This window comes from Streptomyces sp. NPDC001222, from assembly GCF_042896945.1.
GTDB classification, from domain to species: Bacteria; Actinomycetota; Actinomycetes; order Streptomycetales; family Streptomycetaceae; genus Streptomyces; species Streptomyces gibsoniae.
This window is the reverse complement of sequence record NZ_JBIAXT010000001.1, coordinates 184212-197225: the sequence shown is the minus strand read 5'-3', so window position 1 is coordinate 197225 and position 13014 is coordinate 184212. Positions and strand designations below refer to the sequence as shown.

11 protein-coding genes are annotated in these 13014 nt (G+C 72.8%); 7 read left to right on the top strand and 4 right to left on the bottom strand.

All coding sequences use genetic code 11. The features are described from left to right. The first annotated feature begins 93 nt into the window (after window positions 1–93). The 4 genes from ACFY2Z_RS00900 to ACFY2Z_RS00885 all read left to right on the top strand — a co-directional run bounded on the left by ACFY2Z_RS00900 (window position 94) and on the right by ACFY2Z_RS00885 (window position 5466). Window positions 94–717 carry a GntR family transcriptional regulator gene (locus tag ACFY2Z_RS00900; RefSeq protein ID WP_390742040.1) on the top strand — a complete coding sequence of 208 codons (624 nt, stop codon included), beginning with the start codon at window positions 94–96 and terminating at the stop codon, window positions 715–717. Window positions 718–1119: 402 nt separating this feature from the next. Beyond that, window positions 1120–3822, top strand: coding sequence for a pyruvate dehydrogenase (acetyl-transferring), homodimeric type (gene aceE / locus ACFY2Z_RS00895; protein ID WP_390742039.1), 2703 nt, complete (start codon window positions 1120–1122; stop codon window positions 3820–3822). 93 nt (window positions 3823–3915) lie between these two features. Then, window positions 3916–4890, top strand: a complete 975-nt coding sequence (locus tag ACFY2Z_RS00890; protein WP_390742038.1) for a helix-turn-helix transcriptional regulator — start codon at window positions 3916–3918, stop codon at window positions 4888–4890. 57 nt (window positions 4891–4947) lie between these two features. Further along, complete coding sequence (locus tag ACFY2Z_RS00885) at window positions 4948–5466, top strand: DUF4240 domain-containing protein (protein WP_390742414.1); 519 nt, start codon at window positions 4948–4950, stop codon at window positions 5464–5466. Here ACFY2Z_RS00885 and ACFY2Z_RS00880 read toward each other — a convergent pair. Beyond that, complete coding sequence (locus ACFY2Z_RS00880; protein WP_390742037.1) at window positions 5433–5654, bottom strand: hypothetical protein; 222 nt, start codon at window positions 5652–5654, stop codon at window positions 5433–5435. The genes ACFY2Z_RS00885 and ACFY2Z_RS00880 overlap by 34 nt on opposite strands. A 167-nt stretch (window positions 5655–5821) precedes the next feature. Continuing rightward, window positions 5822–6625: a peptidoglycan recognition protein gene (locus ACFY2Z_RS00875; RefSeq protein ID WP_390742036.1), complete on the bottom strand. Its 804-nt coding sequence runs from the start codon at window positions 6623–6625 to the stop codon at window positions 5822–5824. Between the two features lie 197 nt (window positions 6626–6822). Between ACFY2Z_RS00875 and ACFY2Z_RS00870 the strand changes: the two genes are divergently transcribed. Further along, on the top strand, window positions 6823–8007 hold the full coding sequence (locus tag ACFY2Z_RS00870) for a MarP family serine protease (protein WP_390742035.1): 1185 nt from the start codon (window positions 6823–6825) through the stop codon (window positions 8005–8007). A 270-nt stretch (window positions 8008–8277) separates the two neighbouring features. Here the strand turns inward: ACFY2Z_RS00870 and ACFY2Z_RS00865 are convergent, their stop codons facing one another. Continuing rightward, window positions 8278–8766, bottom strand: a complete 489-nt coding sequence (locus ACFY2Z_RS00865; protein ID WP_390742034.1) for a GNAT family N-acetyltransferase — start codon at window positions 8764–8766, stop codon at window positions 8278–8280. 92 nt (window positions 8767–8858) lie between these two features. On the opposite strand from ACFY2Z_RS00865, the gene ACFY2Z_RS00860 reads away from it, so the two are divergent. Continuing rightward, window positions 8859–9761, top strand: coding sequence for a TIGR01777 family oxidoreductase (locus ACFY2Z_RS00860; protein ID WP_390742033.1), 903 nt, complete (start codon window positions 8859–8861; stop codon window positions 9759–9761). A 218-nt stretch (window positions 9762–9979) separates the two neighbouring features. Further along, window positions 9980–11371: an NAD(P)/FAD-dependent oxidoreductase gene (locus ACFY2Z_RS00855; protein WP_390742032.1), complete on the top strand. Its 1392-nt coding sequence runs from the start codon at window positions 9980–9982 to the stop codon at window positions 11369–11371. A gap of 3 nt (window positions 11372–11374) precedes the next feature. Here ACFY2Z_RS00855 and ACFY2Z_RS00850 read toward each other — a convergent pair whose 3' ends face one another. Continuing rightward, window positions 11375–12850 (bottom strand): regulator, encoded by a 1476-nt coding sequence (locus ACFY2Z_RS00850; RefSeq protein ID WP_390742031.1) that lies wholly within the window; start codon window positions 12848–12850, stop codon window positions 11375–11377. Window positions 12851–13014 lie beyond the last annotated feature (164 nt).

Sequence of the window (13014 nt, the reverse complement as noted above, 5' to 3'; positions counted from 1 at the left end):
TCTCACCTGCGGGAAAGCCCCCGCATGCGCCCTTCCCTCCTGGGCTCGCGGCCGTATTGTCTAAGCGTCGAACGCCCCGACTGAGGAGCCCCCATGACCGCGCCCGTCGTCCACTCGCTGCGCGAGCAGATCCGCGAGCACATCGTGGAGGGGATCGTCAGCGGGCGCTGGAAGCCGGGCGAGCGGATCGTGGAGCGGCGGATCGCCACCGAGCTGGAGGTCAGCCAGACACCGGTCCGGGAGGCGCTGCGGGAGCTGGAGTCGCTGCGGCTGATCGAGTCGGCGCCCAACAAGGGCGTACGGGTGCGGAATCTGACGGCCGCCGACCTGGAGGAGAGCTACCCCGTCCGAGCCGGCCTGGAGGCCATCGCGGCGGAGCTGGCGGCCGGCCGGCTGGCGGATGACTGTTCGGCCCTGGAACCGCACGTCACGGCCCTTTACGAGGCGGACCGCAGGGCGGACGGCACGGCGCAGGTGCGGCACACGGTCGCCTTCCACCGGGAACTGGTGCGGGCGGCCGGGAACTCGGTGCTGCTGCACACCTGGGAGGGCCTGGGCATCGAGGTGTTCACGGCCCTGTCGATCCGCTGGCTGGGGACGGTGCAGCAGTCGTACGCGGAGGAGCACGAGGAGCTGGTGGCCGCGTTCCAGCGGCGCGACCCCCGGATCGCGGAGATCGTGAAGGCACACGTCCTGGGATGCGCCCCGCGCGCCTAGGAAGCGGTTCTCCCGGACCCGGGAACCGGGCCCCACGGACCCGCGAAGCCGGACCCCACCGACCCGGGAAGCCGGACCCCACCGACCCGAGAGGCCAGGCCCGTTCGGCCCCCCGGGAAAGCCGGTCCGCGTCACCCGAGCATTCCCCCGCTCAGACGCCCGCGGACCTGCGAAAACGGCAGGAAGACGCGACACTCGGTGTCTCGTTCGAAGGCACCGCGTGCCGACTTTCTCGAAATCGAGAGGTTTTGGCCGTCGATCCTTTGATCGATCATCGATCAGGGAGTTACAGTCGCCGATGGACTTCCACCGAAGTCCATCGCCCTGTCCTGCCAAAGACACAAGGGCACCCCCTGACCCTTACCGATGAGGGAACCCCCTTCGACTGAGGAAGGCGGCGACATGACCGACCCCAAGGCCATCCAGCCGAGCGAGCTCGACCAGCTCCCGGACCGCGACCCCGAGGAGACCGCCGAATGGCAGGCCTCCCTGGACGCCGTCACCAAGGCGGCCGGGCCGCACCGTGCCGCGTACCTGCTGCGCCGCACACTGGAACGAGCCGAGGGCACCGGCGTCGCGCTGCCGAAGCTCCTCGAGACGGACTACGTCAACACCATCCCGACCGCCGCCGAGCCCGCCGTGCCCGGTGACGAGGCGATGGAGGCCCGGATCACCGCCTGGAACCGCTGGAACGCGGCCGCGATGGTGACCCGTGGCAGCAAGTACGGCGTCGGCGGTCACATCGCCACCTTCGCCTCCGCGGCCTGGCTCTACGAGACGGGCTTCAACCACTTCTTCCACGGCAAGGAGGGCGATGGTTCGGGCGACCAGCTGTACATCCAGGGCCACGCCTCCCCCGGCATCTACGCCCGCGCCTTCCTCGACGGCCGGCTGAACGAGCACCACCTCGACAACTTCCGCCAGGAGGCCGGCGGCAACGGCCTGCCCTCCTACCCGCACCCGCGCCGGCTGCCCTGGCTGTGGGAGTTCCCCACTGTCTCCATGGGGCTCGGCCCGCTGTCGGCGATCTATCAGGCGCGCTTCAACCGCTACCTCACCAACCGCGGCATCAAGGACGTCTCGGCGTCGCACGTCTGGGCCTTCCTCGGCGACGGCGAGATGGACGAGCCGGAGTCGACGGCCGCACTCGCGCTGGCCGCCCGTGAGCAGCTGGACAACCTGACCTTCGTCATCAACTGCAACCTGCAGCGCCTCGACGGCCCGGTCCGCGCCAACTTCAAGATCGTGCAGGAGCTGGAGGCCCAGTTCCGCGGCGCCGGCTGGAACGTCGTCAAGACGCTGTGGGGCAGCGCCTGGGACGAGCTGTTCGCCCTCGACACCACGGGCGCGCTGGTACGCCGGCTGCGCGAGGTACCGGACGCGCAGGTCCAGACCTACCAGACCCGCGACGCCGCCTACATCCGCCAGGACTTCTTCGGCAAGGACCCGGCGCTCGTCGAGATGGCGAGGCTGCTGAGCGACGACAAGATCCTCGACTGCTTCCACTTCTCCCGCGGCGGTCACGAGTCGCGCAAGGTGTACGCCGCCTACAAGGCCGCCCTGGCACACAAGGGCGCCCCGACGGTGATCCTGGCGCAGACGGTCAAGGGCCACACCCTCGGCACGGGCTTCGCCTCGAAGAACGCCAACCACCAGATGAAGAAGCTGACGGTGGACGAGTTCAAGGCGATGCGCGACCGCCTGGAGCTGCCGATCTCCGACGCGCAGTTCGCCGACGGCGTGGTGCCCTACGGCCACCCGGGCGCCGACTCCCCCGAGGTCCGCTACCTCCAGGAGCGCCGCGCGGCCCTCGGCGGTCCGGCCCCGGCCCGCCGTGTCCACCCGCTCGCGCCGCTGCCCGCGCCCGCCGACAAGGCCTTCGCCGCCTTCGACAAGGGCTCCGGCTCGCAGAACGTGGCGACCACCATGGCCTTCGTCCGCCTGGTCAAGGACCTGGTCCGCGACAAGGAGACGGGCAAGCGCTGGGTGCCGATCGTCCCCGACGAGGCGCGCACCTTCGGGATGGAGTCGCTCTTCCCGTCCCTCGGCATCTACTCGCCGAAGGGCCAGACGTACGAGCCGGTCGACCGTGACCAGCTGATGTACTACAAGGAGGCCAAGAACGGCCAGATCCTCAACGAGGGGATCACCGAGGCCGGTTCGATGGCCGACTTCATCGCCGCATCGTCGTCGTACGCGACGCACGGCGAGGCGATGATCCCGTTCTACATCTTCTACTCGATGTTCGGCTGGCAGCGCACCGCCGACCAGATGTGGCAGCTCGGCGACCAGCTGGGCCGCGGCTTCCTCGTCGGCGCCACGGCCGGCCGTACGACGCTCACAGGCGAGGGCCTGCAGCACGCCGACGGCCACTCCCCGGTGATCGCGGCCACCAACCCGGCCGCGCTGACCTACGACCCGGCCTTCGCGTACGAGATCGCCGTGATCGTCAAGGAGGGTCTGCGCCGTATGTACGGCGAGACGGCCCCGGGCGAGGACCCGAACGTCTTCTACTACCTCACGGTCTACAACGAGCCGCTGCCGCAGCCGGCGAAGCCGTCCGGCCTCGGTGTCGACGAGGGCATCGTCAAGGGCCTGTACCGCTACAACACGGCGGAGTCGGCGGGCCTGTCCCCCGCGGCCAACGCCCCGCGCATCCAGCTGCTGGGCTCCGGCACCGCGATCCACTGGGCGCTCGACGCGCAGAAGCTGCTCGCCGAGGAGTGGGGCGTCGCGGCGGACGTGTGGTCGGCGACGTCCTGGGGCGAGCTGCGCCGGGACGCCCTGGAGGCGGACGCGGCACTGCTGCGGGGCGAGGAGCGGGTGCCGTACATCCGGCAGGCGCTCCAGGGCGCCGAGGGCCCGGTCCTCGCGGTGTCCGACTACATGCGCCAGGTCCCCGACCAGATCGCGCAGTGGGTGGAGCAGGACTACTCCTCGCTGGGCGCCGACGGCTTCGGCCTCTCGGACACCCGTGAGGCGGCCCGCCGCCACTTCGGTGTCGACGCCCCGTCGATCGTGGTCGCGGCCCTCGCCCAGCTCGCCCGGCGTGGCGAGGTCAAGGCGACGGCCGTCAAGGAGGCCAGGGACAAGTACGGCCTGTAAGGGCTCGTGATGCGGTGAGGCGAAGGGGCACGGCGACTGCCGTGCCCCTTCGTCGTACCCCTCGCTGTCGGTGGGCGACGGCATGATGGCCGCATGCGTGCCGCTCGTCTGATCACCATGGTGCTGCTGCTCCAGTCCCGGACCTCGATGACGGCGGCCGAGCTGGCCCGGGAGCTGGAGGTGTCGGAGCGGACCGTCACCCGTGACGCGCAGGCCCTCGCCGAGGCGGGGGTCCCGGTGTACGCGGACCGTGGGCGGGCCGGGGGCTACCGGCTCCTGGGCGGCTACCGCACCCGGCTGACCGGGCTCGCGCGCGACGAGGCCGAGGCGCTGTTCCTCAGCGGGGTGCCGGGCGCGCTGCGCGAGATGGGCCTGGCGGACGCGGCCTCCGCGGCCCGGCTGAAGGTGTCCGCCGCCCTCCTGCCCTCCTTGCGCGACGCCTCCCGTACGGCGGCGCAGCGGTTCCATCTGGACGCGCCCGCCTGGTTCACGGACCCGAAGACCCCGCCGCTGCTGCCCGAGGTCGCGGAGGCGGTCTGGGACGACCGGCGGATCACCGCGCGGTACCGGCGCGGCGCGCAGGAGGTGGAGCGGGAGCTGGAACCGTACGGGCTCGTGCTCAAGGCGGGCGTGTGGTACCTGTGCGCGCGGGCGACGGAGGCCGGGGCCTTCCGGGTGTACCGCGTCGACCGCTGTACGGCCGTGGACCCCCGGGCGGAGCGGTTCGCACGGGACGAGGACTTCGATCTGCCGGCCTTCTGGGCGGAGCAGGCCGAGCGGTTCGCGCGGTCCCTCCTGCGGGCCGAGGTCGTGGTGCGGCTTTCCGCGGAGGGCGTGCGCAGACTGCCGTACGCCGTGGATCCCGCGTCGGCCCGTGCGGCGCGGGCGGCCGCGGACGCCCCGGACGGGCAGGGGTGGGTGACGGTGACCCTGCCGGTGGAGTCCGAGGACGTCGCGCACGCACAACTCACGGCGCTGGGGCCGGAGGTCGAGGTGCTCTCGCCCCCGGGGCTGCGCGCCCTGTTCGCCCGGGACGCGCGGCGGATCGCCCGGCTCTACGGCCCCTGAGATCCCGCGGCACTCCGCGTGCGCGGCACCCGCCGAGGGCCGATGCTGGTTCCCGTGATGGACGAGACGGAGTTCTGGGAACTGGTGGACGCGAGCCGGGAGGCCGCCGGGGGCGACCCCGAGGAACAGGCCGACCAGCTCGTCGAACGGCTGCTCCAGCTGGACCCGGAGACCGTGCTGGACTTCGCCCGTCACTTCGAGGGCCGCTACAACCGTGCCTACCGCTGGGACCTGTGGGGCGCCGCCTGGGTGCTGCTGGACGGGGCGAGCGACGACGCGTTCGACTTCTTCCGCTGCTGGCTGATCGGCCAGGGCCGGGAGGTCTACGAGGGAGCCCTGCACGACCCCGACGCGCTGGCCGGTCTGCTCGGGGACTTCGACGAGGAGGTCGACGGGGACGGCGAGGAGCTCGGCTACGCCGCGGACGAGGCGTACGAGCAGCTCACCGGGACCGTGGCGCCCGACCTGGGCATCCCGCCGACGGCCTCCGAGCCGCAGGGGACACCGTTCGACCTGGAGGACGAGTCCGCGCTCGCCGAGCGCTACCCGAGGCTGTGGGACCGCTTCAAGGACTGACCCGGCTCCCGGCCGGTCTCGGCCGTGTGGTGCAGCGGCGCCCGGTTGGCCTGGTCGAGGGCGGACGCCGTGGCCGCGGCCGGCCCCAGCACGACCGTCGCCACCGCGCAGACCACCGTCCAGGGGTTGCGCACGGCCCCGGCCCAGGCGCGTGTCCTCTTCGTCTCCGTACGGCTGACGCCGCTCATGATCCCCACCTCCGGTCGGCTTCCGGGCACGACCGTAGGACGCGGAAATCGGAGGACTCTGCGCCTGGCCTGTGAGGGGCCTATGGGCCTCGCGGCGGCACGGGGCACACCCCCGTGGGCCGTGCGGCGCCCTCAAGGTGCGTCCCCGGGCCGCCGGGCCCGGGCGGTCACCGTCTGCCCTGCAGATGGGCCGCCCGTTCCCTGATCGCCGGGAGGAGGGCGCTGAGGGCCGCGCCCGGGCAACTGGTCGCATAGCCGTCCCGGTGGGCCGCGAGGGCGGGCAGCATCGCGGTGGCGCCCTCCTTGTAGAGGCTCTTGCCACTGCTGGAGACGAGCCGGACCTTGGTGCGCGGGTCGATGTCCGCGAGGCCCAGCTTCCAGGCGGCCAGAGCCGCGATCGCGTCGGTCAGGGCCCGGGGCACGGGCACGCCCGCCGTGAAGGTGCCGATCGCGGCGATGCCGGCCGTGCGGTGGTTGAAGCCCAGGGTGTGGGCGCCGGTGACGGGACGTTCCACGCCGCCCGCGCGGCCCTCGTAGATCGTGCCGCAGCGGTCGACGAGGAAGTTGTAGCCGATGTCGTCCCACCGCCGGTAGCCGATCTGGCCCGCGTCCAGCGCCCTGATGATGCGGGGCACGTCGGCGCAGTCGTAGCGGTTGGGCGAGTCGGTGTGGTGCACGAACACCGCGATGACCTTGTCGTCGTAGCGGGGCGACGGCTGGCCCGGCAGGCCACCGCCCGCCCAGGCCGACCGCGGCACGATCCGCGGCCTGGGTGCCTGGTGCAGCACGGCGGACCGGGCCTCGACCGGATGCGAGCGCTGGAGCGCCACCGTCTGCTCGACCCGGGAGGCGCACGTCATCAGGGTCAGGGAGGCGGCGAACCCGGGCACACAGCCGAGCAGCAGCAGGGTGGTTCCCCGAACCCGTACACGCCGTGGTCGCACCAGACCGGCTCTTGGCAAGACACGCATGGCCCCACTCTCGGCCGCCCCCACCGGCTGCGCGACGTGCGCTGTGCCACCTGGCGGAACCATTGTCCCGGTCCGGGACGTTTTAACAGGTCGACGCGCGTGGCCGCTTTTCGGGCGCCCCCCGCGCGCGGCTGATCACTGGGCCCCTGTGGCGCGTACTAACGCGTACTGAAGGGGTCCTAGAGAAAGGCGGCTTCGTGGACCTGCTCGACATCCTGCTGATGCTGGTCATCCTGGCCTATGCGGCGTCCGGCTACCGGCGCGGGCTGGTGGCCGGCTGCGTCTCCCTGGCCGGCTTCGTGGGCGGCGCCGTCATCGGTGTGTGGATCCTGCCGTGGGTGATGGACCTGGTGACGCGGGGGACGACTGCGGCGACGGTCACCGCGGTGTTCACGGTGCTGGTCCCGGCCGTGATGGTCCACGAGCTGGCGGGGCGCCTCGCGCTGAAGCTGCGGCGCGAGCTGGACCACGGCCCGCTGCGGGTGGCCGACGGGATCGGCGGCGCGGCGGCCAACACACTGGCCGTGCTGATCGTGGCGTGGGTGGCCGCGAGCGTGCTGGGCGCCTCCTCCTCCCCGCTGGTCACGGACTCGATCCGGGACTCCCGGCTGCTGGGCTCCGTGCAGAACGTGATGCCGGACACCACCCCGGCCTGGTTCTCGCGGGCCACGACCGCCCTCGCCCAGGCGGGCTTCCCCCAGGTCTTCAACCCGTTCGAGAACGAACCGACGGCCGGGGTGCCCAAGCCCTCGGGGGACGACGTCACCCCGAGCGCGACGAACGCCGCCAAGTTCAGCACGGTGAAGATCGAGGGCGCCGCCGGCACCCAGGGCCGTGAGGGCAGCGGCTTCGTGTACGCGACCGGGCATGTCATGACCAACGCCCATGTGGTGGCGGGCATCGATCACCCGACGGTCCGCGTCGGCGGTGTCGGCCCGTCGTACACGGCCCGGGTGGTGCTCTTCGACCCGGACCGGGACGTGGCCGTGCTGTACGTGCCGGATCTGCACGCGCCCGTGCTGCGCTTCGACGGCGAGGCCAAGCGTGGCGACTCGGCCGTGGTCGCGGGCTATCCGGAGGACGGCGATCTGACACTGCGGGCCGCCACGGTCGCGAGCCGGATCCGGGCGACGGGCCAGAACATCTACAGCTCGAACACGGTCACCCGGGACATCTACTCCATCCGCTCCACCGTGCTGCCCGGCAACTCCGGCGGCCCGCTGCTCACCAAGGACGGCCGGGTCTACGGCGTCGTCTTCGCCCGTTCCACCTCGAACGCGGAGACGGGCTACGTGCTGACGGCGGACGAGGTCGCGGGCGACGCCGGACGCGCGGCGCATGCCACGGCATCGGTGGACACGGGCGACCTCGTCACGCCGTAGGAGCTAGGTGTATTGACATCTCCCGCCGGGCGCGCGACTCCCCCAGCCCGGCGGCTGGGAGGTGCCCCCGGGCACGGCACCTCGCCGCGTTGTCGGATCACCCGAGTACATCCGGTAAGCGGATGATCCACCGCCTTGCGATGCTCCCCCGGCTATCGCTGGGAGGTGCCCCCCGCGCCGGACGCCACGCGCTGATCCGGCGCGAATCGTCAGACAGGCCCTGGGGATCTCAGAGCCCCTGCCGGCGGGCACCTCCGGCGGGGCGCGCGCTCACAGGAACATGCCCATGAGCACGTCGTCGACGTACTTCCCGTCGAGCAGGAACTCCTCGGGCAGGATCCCCTCCACCGTGAACCCCTCGGACTCGTAGAGCCGCCGGGCCGGGGTGTTGTGTCCGAGAACCCGCAGGGTGAGGCGCCGGGCTCCCCGCCGCCGCGCCTCCTCCTGAGCGGCCCGCAGCAGCGCCCGGCCGGCCCCGGTGCCACGGGCCGCGTCGGCGACGGCGAGCCCCCGGATCTGCAGGACGTGCGTGTTGCACGCCAGCGAGGTCGGGAAACCGAGCCGGAGATAGCCGACGACGGCGCCGCCGAGTTCGGCCACGAGGTGGTCGCGCGGCGGGACTCGCTCGGTGAAGAAGGGGTCGTACGGCGGCTCGGGGCGCGGCTGTACGGAGTGCAGCGGGGACCAGGTGGCACCGTCGAGGCGGCCGAGCACGTCCTCGTCGTCGGACGTGGCGAGGCGTATACGGAGATCGGACATGCGGTCACTGTACGGCCGGGGCACGACAATCCGTCCTGTGCTTTTCCGGGCGCCGGACGGGTCGGGAGGGGCGCACGGGGCAGGATGGACGCATGCAACGTTCCCGAATCGCCGTGGCCGGTGCGTCCGGTCTGATCGGCAGTGCCCTGGTGCGATCGCTGACCGCGGACGGACACGAGGTGGTGCGTCTGGTGCGGCGCTCGGCCCGGGGCGAGGAGGAGGTGTGCTGGGACCCCGAGGGGCAGTACGTCGACGCGGCGGGGCTCATCGGGTGCGACGCCGTGGTGAACCTGGCCGGTGCCGGAATCGGCGACCATCGCTGGACGGACGCTTACAAGAAGACGCTCCGCGACAGCCGGGTGCTGGGCACGGCGGCGCTCGCTGAGGCGGTCGCCTCGCTGCCCGAGCCGCCGCGGGTGTTCGTGAGCGGCAGCGCGATCGGCTACTACGGCGAGACCGGGGACCGTGCGGTCGACGAGACGGCACCGCCCGGGGACGGCTTCCTGCCCTCGCTGTGCGTGGAGTGGGAGGAGGCCGCGGCCCCGGCGCAGGAGGCGGGCGTGCGGACGGTGTTCGCGCGGACGGGGCTGGTGGTGGCCCGCGAGGGCGGGGCCTGGGGGCGGCTGTTCCCGCTGTTCCAGGCGGGGCTCGGCGGGCGCATGGGGGACGGACGGCAGTACTGGTCGTACATCGCGCTGCACGACGAGGTGGCGGCGCTCCGCCACCTCATCGACCGTGAGGACCTGTCCGGGCCGTTCAATCTGACGGCCCCCGAACCCTTGACGAACCGTCAGATCACCGACGCCATGGGGCGCGTGCTGCACCGGCCGACGCTCTTCCCGGTACCCGCCCCCGCGCTGCGGTTGGCGCTCGGCGAGATGTCCGGGGATGTGCTCGGCAGTGCACGGGTGGTGCCCGAGCGGCTGCTGGAGTCGGGGTTCTCCTTCGCGTTCCCGGGGATCGAGGAGGCGCTGCGGGCCGCGCTGCAGCGGTAGCGGACGGTGCGGCCACGGCGGTTCGGCGGGGTGCGATAGCGAAGAGAGACAGGGGAACGTCGATTTCGACTGTATGCGACCGCCGTGCGACCGTGCTCTGTTGATGCGCGACTACACCTGACCGTTCACGGACCTACGCTCGATCCGAACTCGGGTATCTCACCAGCCAGTTGGGGGCATGACGTCTCCACCGGCCGCACAACCTCGAGGAGGGGCACGTGCTACAGCCCGTGTATCAGGCGGACGTCGTCATCGTCGGCGCCGGGGTCGCCGGCCTCGCGGCGGCCCATCGGCTGACCAGCGCAGGAGTCACCACCGCGGTCCTGGAGGCCGCTCCTTACGTCGGCGGGCGCATGTCGACCGAGAAGGTCGACGGCTTCCGGCTCGACCGGATCGGACAGCTGCTGTCCACCGCGTACCCCGAACTGCGTCTGACGCCGGGGCTCGAGTCCCTCGTCCTTCGCTCCTTCGCACCGGGTGTCCTGGTCCACAGCGAGGGGCGCCACCATCGTGCGGGCGCCCCCGTGGGGGGCGGGGGCGCAGGGGGCGCACGGACGGCGCTGAGCGCCGTGCGCGCCCTCGCGGCCGTTCCCCGGTCGACGTCCGCGCCTCGCCCGGTGAGCGCAACCGGCCTGGGCCGTACGGCCCGTTCGCTGGCGAGCGGATCACGCGCGGCCGGCCTCGTCGCGCCCCTACGGCTCCGCGCGGAGCTGGCCCGGATCGCCACGTCCCCCATGGAACGGCTGCTGGCCCGGCCCGAGTCCGCCGCCCGGCACGCGCTCGCGGCGCGCGGGATCCCCGCCCGTGCCGTCGACGGTTTCCTCCGCCCCCTGCTCGCCGCCCTGTTGTGCGACCCGGAGCTGACCACGTCGAGCCGCTGCGCCGATCTGGCGCTGCGCTCCTTCGCGACCGGCCGGCTGTGCATGCCGGAGGGCGGCGCGGACGTCCTGCCGGAGCTGCTGGCGCGGGCGCTGCCGCCGGGCACCGTGCACACCGGGGTGCGCGCCACCTCCGTCTCCACGACGAGGGTGACCACCGCGGAGCACGGTGAACTGCGGTGCCAGGCCGTGCTGCTGGCCACCGACGCGTCCGCCGCCGCCGAGCTGCTGCCGGGGCTGCGTGTGCCGGACTTCCATCCCGTCACCGTCGTCCACCACACCATGGAGGAGCCGCCGGGGACCGGTGCCTCACTGCTGCTGGACGCGGACCGCGACGGTCCGGTGGCCCACACGGCGGTGGTCAGCCTGGTGGACCCGTCCCGGGCGCCCGTGGGCCGCGCCCTGGTCTCCTCCACGGTCCTCGGCACACCCCCCGACGACGTGGACGGTGCCGTACGGGCCCATCTGGCACGGCTCTACGGCACCTCGACCACCCGGTGGGAGACGCTGGCCGTGCACCACACGGCGCGGGCCGTGCCGGCGATGCGGCCGCCGCACGATCTGCGCCGGCCGGTACGGCTGCTGGCCGGGCTGTACGTGTGCGGCGACCACCGGGACACGAGTACGGTCCAGGGCGCGCTGCACTCGGGCCGCCGGGCCGCGTCCGCCCTCCTCGCGGACCTGGGCACGGGCCCGACCCGGCTGGCGGACCCATTGCCCACGGCGGCCTGAGGCTCAGCTCAGCGCGGCCACCTTGTCGCGGTACCCGCGCACCGGTGCCGCGTCCCGGTACGGCTCCAGCCGGCGCTCGAAGTCCCGTACGTACTCCACCGCCCGCACCGACCGCATCTCCGACGCCTGTCCGGCGGCCTCGGCCGCCAGCTGGCAGGCGAGGTCCAGCTCGCCGAGGCCGAGTCGCGCCGAGGCGAGCACGACCCGGCAGAACAGCCGGCTGCGGGCGTAACCGGGGGCCCGCAGCTGGAGCGAGCGCTCGGCGTGCTGCACCGCGGCCCGGTACTGCTGCAGATCCCGGTGGCAGTGCCCGAACTCGTCGGCGAGCTGTGCCTCGTCGAAGAACCGGGCCCAGTACGGGACTTCGTCGCCCGGCCGGGCGGACTCCAGCGCCCGCTCGGCCCGCACCAGCGAGGCGGTGCACGCGCGCACCTCGCCGAGCACGCCGTGGCCGCGCGCCTCCACGGCGTGCAGCAGCGCCTGGATGACGGGGGGCGCGGAGGTGCCCACTCCCTGCTGGGCCACGCGCGCGAGCTGCACGGCCTCGCGTCCATGGCCGAGGTAGACGGCCTGCCGGCTCATGGTGATCAGCACGTAGGCCCCGTAGATCCGGTCCCCGGCCGCCTGGGCGAGCCGCAGCGCCTGCACGAAGTAGCGCTGGGCGAGACCGTGCGCGCCGATGTCGTACGACGTCCAGCCCGCGAGCCGGGTCAGATCGGCGGCCGCGGCGAACAGCCGACGGCCGGTCTGCTCGCCGTAGCTGCCGCGGAGCATCGGTTCGGCCTCGTGCTCCAGATAGCGCACGAGGGCCTGGCGGGCGTGGCCCCCGCCGTAGGCGTGGTCGAGCGCACGGAACAGCTCGCCGACCGAGCGGAGGGCGGCGATGTCCCCGCCGGTGACCTTCTGGCCGGGGCCGCGTTCGGACTGGCTGCGCTGCCGGGACGCGGACCCTCCCGGTTCGGGCGCGGTCGAGAACTTGGGGGACGCGGGACGGCCCTGGGCGGGGACCCGGGCGAGGGTCTCGCCGCGGCCGACCCGGTCGTCGGCCCGGCCGATCAGCCAGTCCCGGCTCGGCACCACGAGACCGGCCGGGGTGAACGCGATCTTGCGCAGCTCGGCATGGCTGCCGGAGTCCTTGCGCCACAGACCGCTGACGATGTCCACGGCCTCCTCCGGGGTGGCGGCGAACTCCAGGCCCGCGTACACCGGCGCGCACGCGTCGAGGCCGAGGTCCTGCGCGGTGAGCCGGCGGCCGAGCCGCCGGGTGAACACCTCGGCGATGAGCGCGGGCGTGGTGCCGCGCGGCTGCTGCCCGCGCAGCCAGCGGGTCACGGATGTCTTGTCGTATCTGAGATCGAGCCCGTGTTCGAGACCCAGCTGGTCGACGCGACGGGCGAGACCGGCGTTGGAGAACCCCGCTTCTGCGATGAGCGCGGCGAGCTGTCGGTTGGGGGTGCGCTGCGCGGGTCGTTCCGTCATCTGCGGTGCGGTCTCCTGCCTCCCGGGCACCGACGCAGGAGCTCCCGGGAAGACATGCCTGCCTCCCGGGTCGCCGCGGTACCCGTATCGCCTTGGTGAGCAGCCCTTATGGCCTCGTGAACGGCGTGAATGTAGCGGAGAGTGAGCAGTCGATTGCAGCGTAC

Excerpts from the sequence above, each read along its gene's own strand:
- ACFY2Z_RS00885 (WP_390742414.1), top strand. The coding sequence starts at position 4,948 with ATGGACGAGACGGAGTTCTGGGAACTGGTGGACGCGAGCCGGGAGGCC.
- ACFY2Z_RS00865 (WP_390742034.1), bottom strand. The coding sequence starts at position 8,766 with ATGTCCGATCTCCGTATACGCCTCGCCACGTCCGACGACGAGGACGTG.
- ACFY2Z_RS00875 (WP_390742036.1), bottom strand. The coding sequence starts at position 6,625 with ATGCGTGTCTTGCCAAGAGCCGGTCTGGTGCGACCACGGCGTGTACGG.
- ACFY2Z_RS00900 (WP_390742040.1), top strand. The coding sequence starts at position 94 with ATGACCGCGCCCGTCGTCCACTCGCTGCGCGAGCAGATCCGCGAGCAC.
- ACFY2Z_RS00850 (WP_390742031.1), bottom strand. The coding sequence starts at position 12,850 with ATGACGGAACGACCCGCGCAGCGCACCCCCAACCGACAGCTCGCCGCG.
- ACFY2Z_RS00890 (WP_390742038.1), top strand. The coding sequence starts at position 3,916 with ATGCGTGCCGCTCGTCTGATCACCATGGTGCTGCTGCTCCAGTCCCGG.
- aceE (WP_390742039.1), top strand. The coding sequence starts at position 1,120 with ATGACCGACCCCAAGGCCATCCAGCCGAGCGAGCTCGACCAGCTCCCG.
- ACFY2Z_RS00860 (WP_390742033.1), top strand. The coding sequence starts at position 8,859 with ATGCAACGTTCCCGAATCGCCGTGGCCGGTGCGTCCGGTCTGATCGGC.
- ACFY2Z_RS00880 (WP_390742037.1), bottom strand. The coding sequence starts at position 5,654 with ATGAGCGGCGTCAGCCGTACGGAGACGAAGAGGACACGCGCCTGGGCC.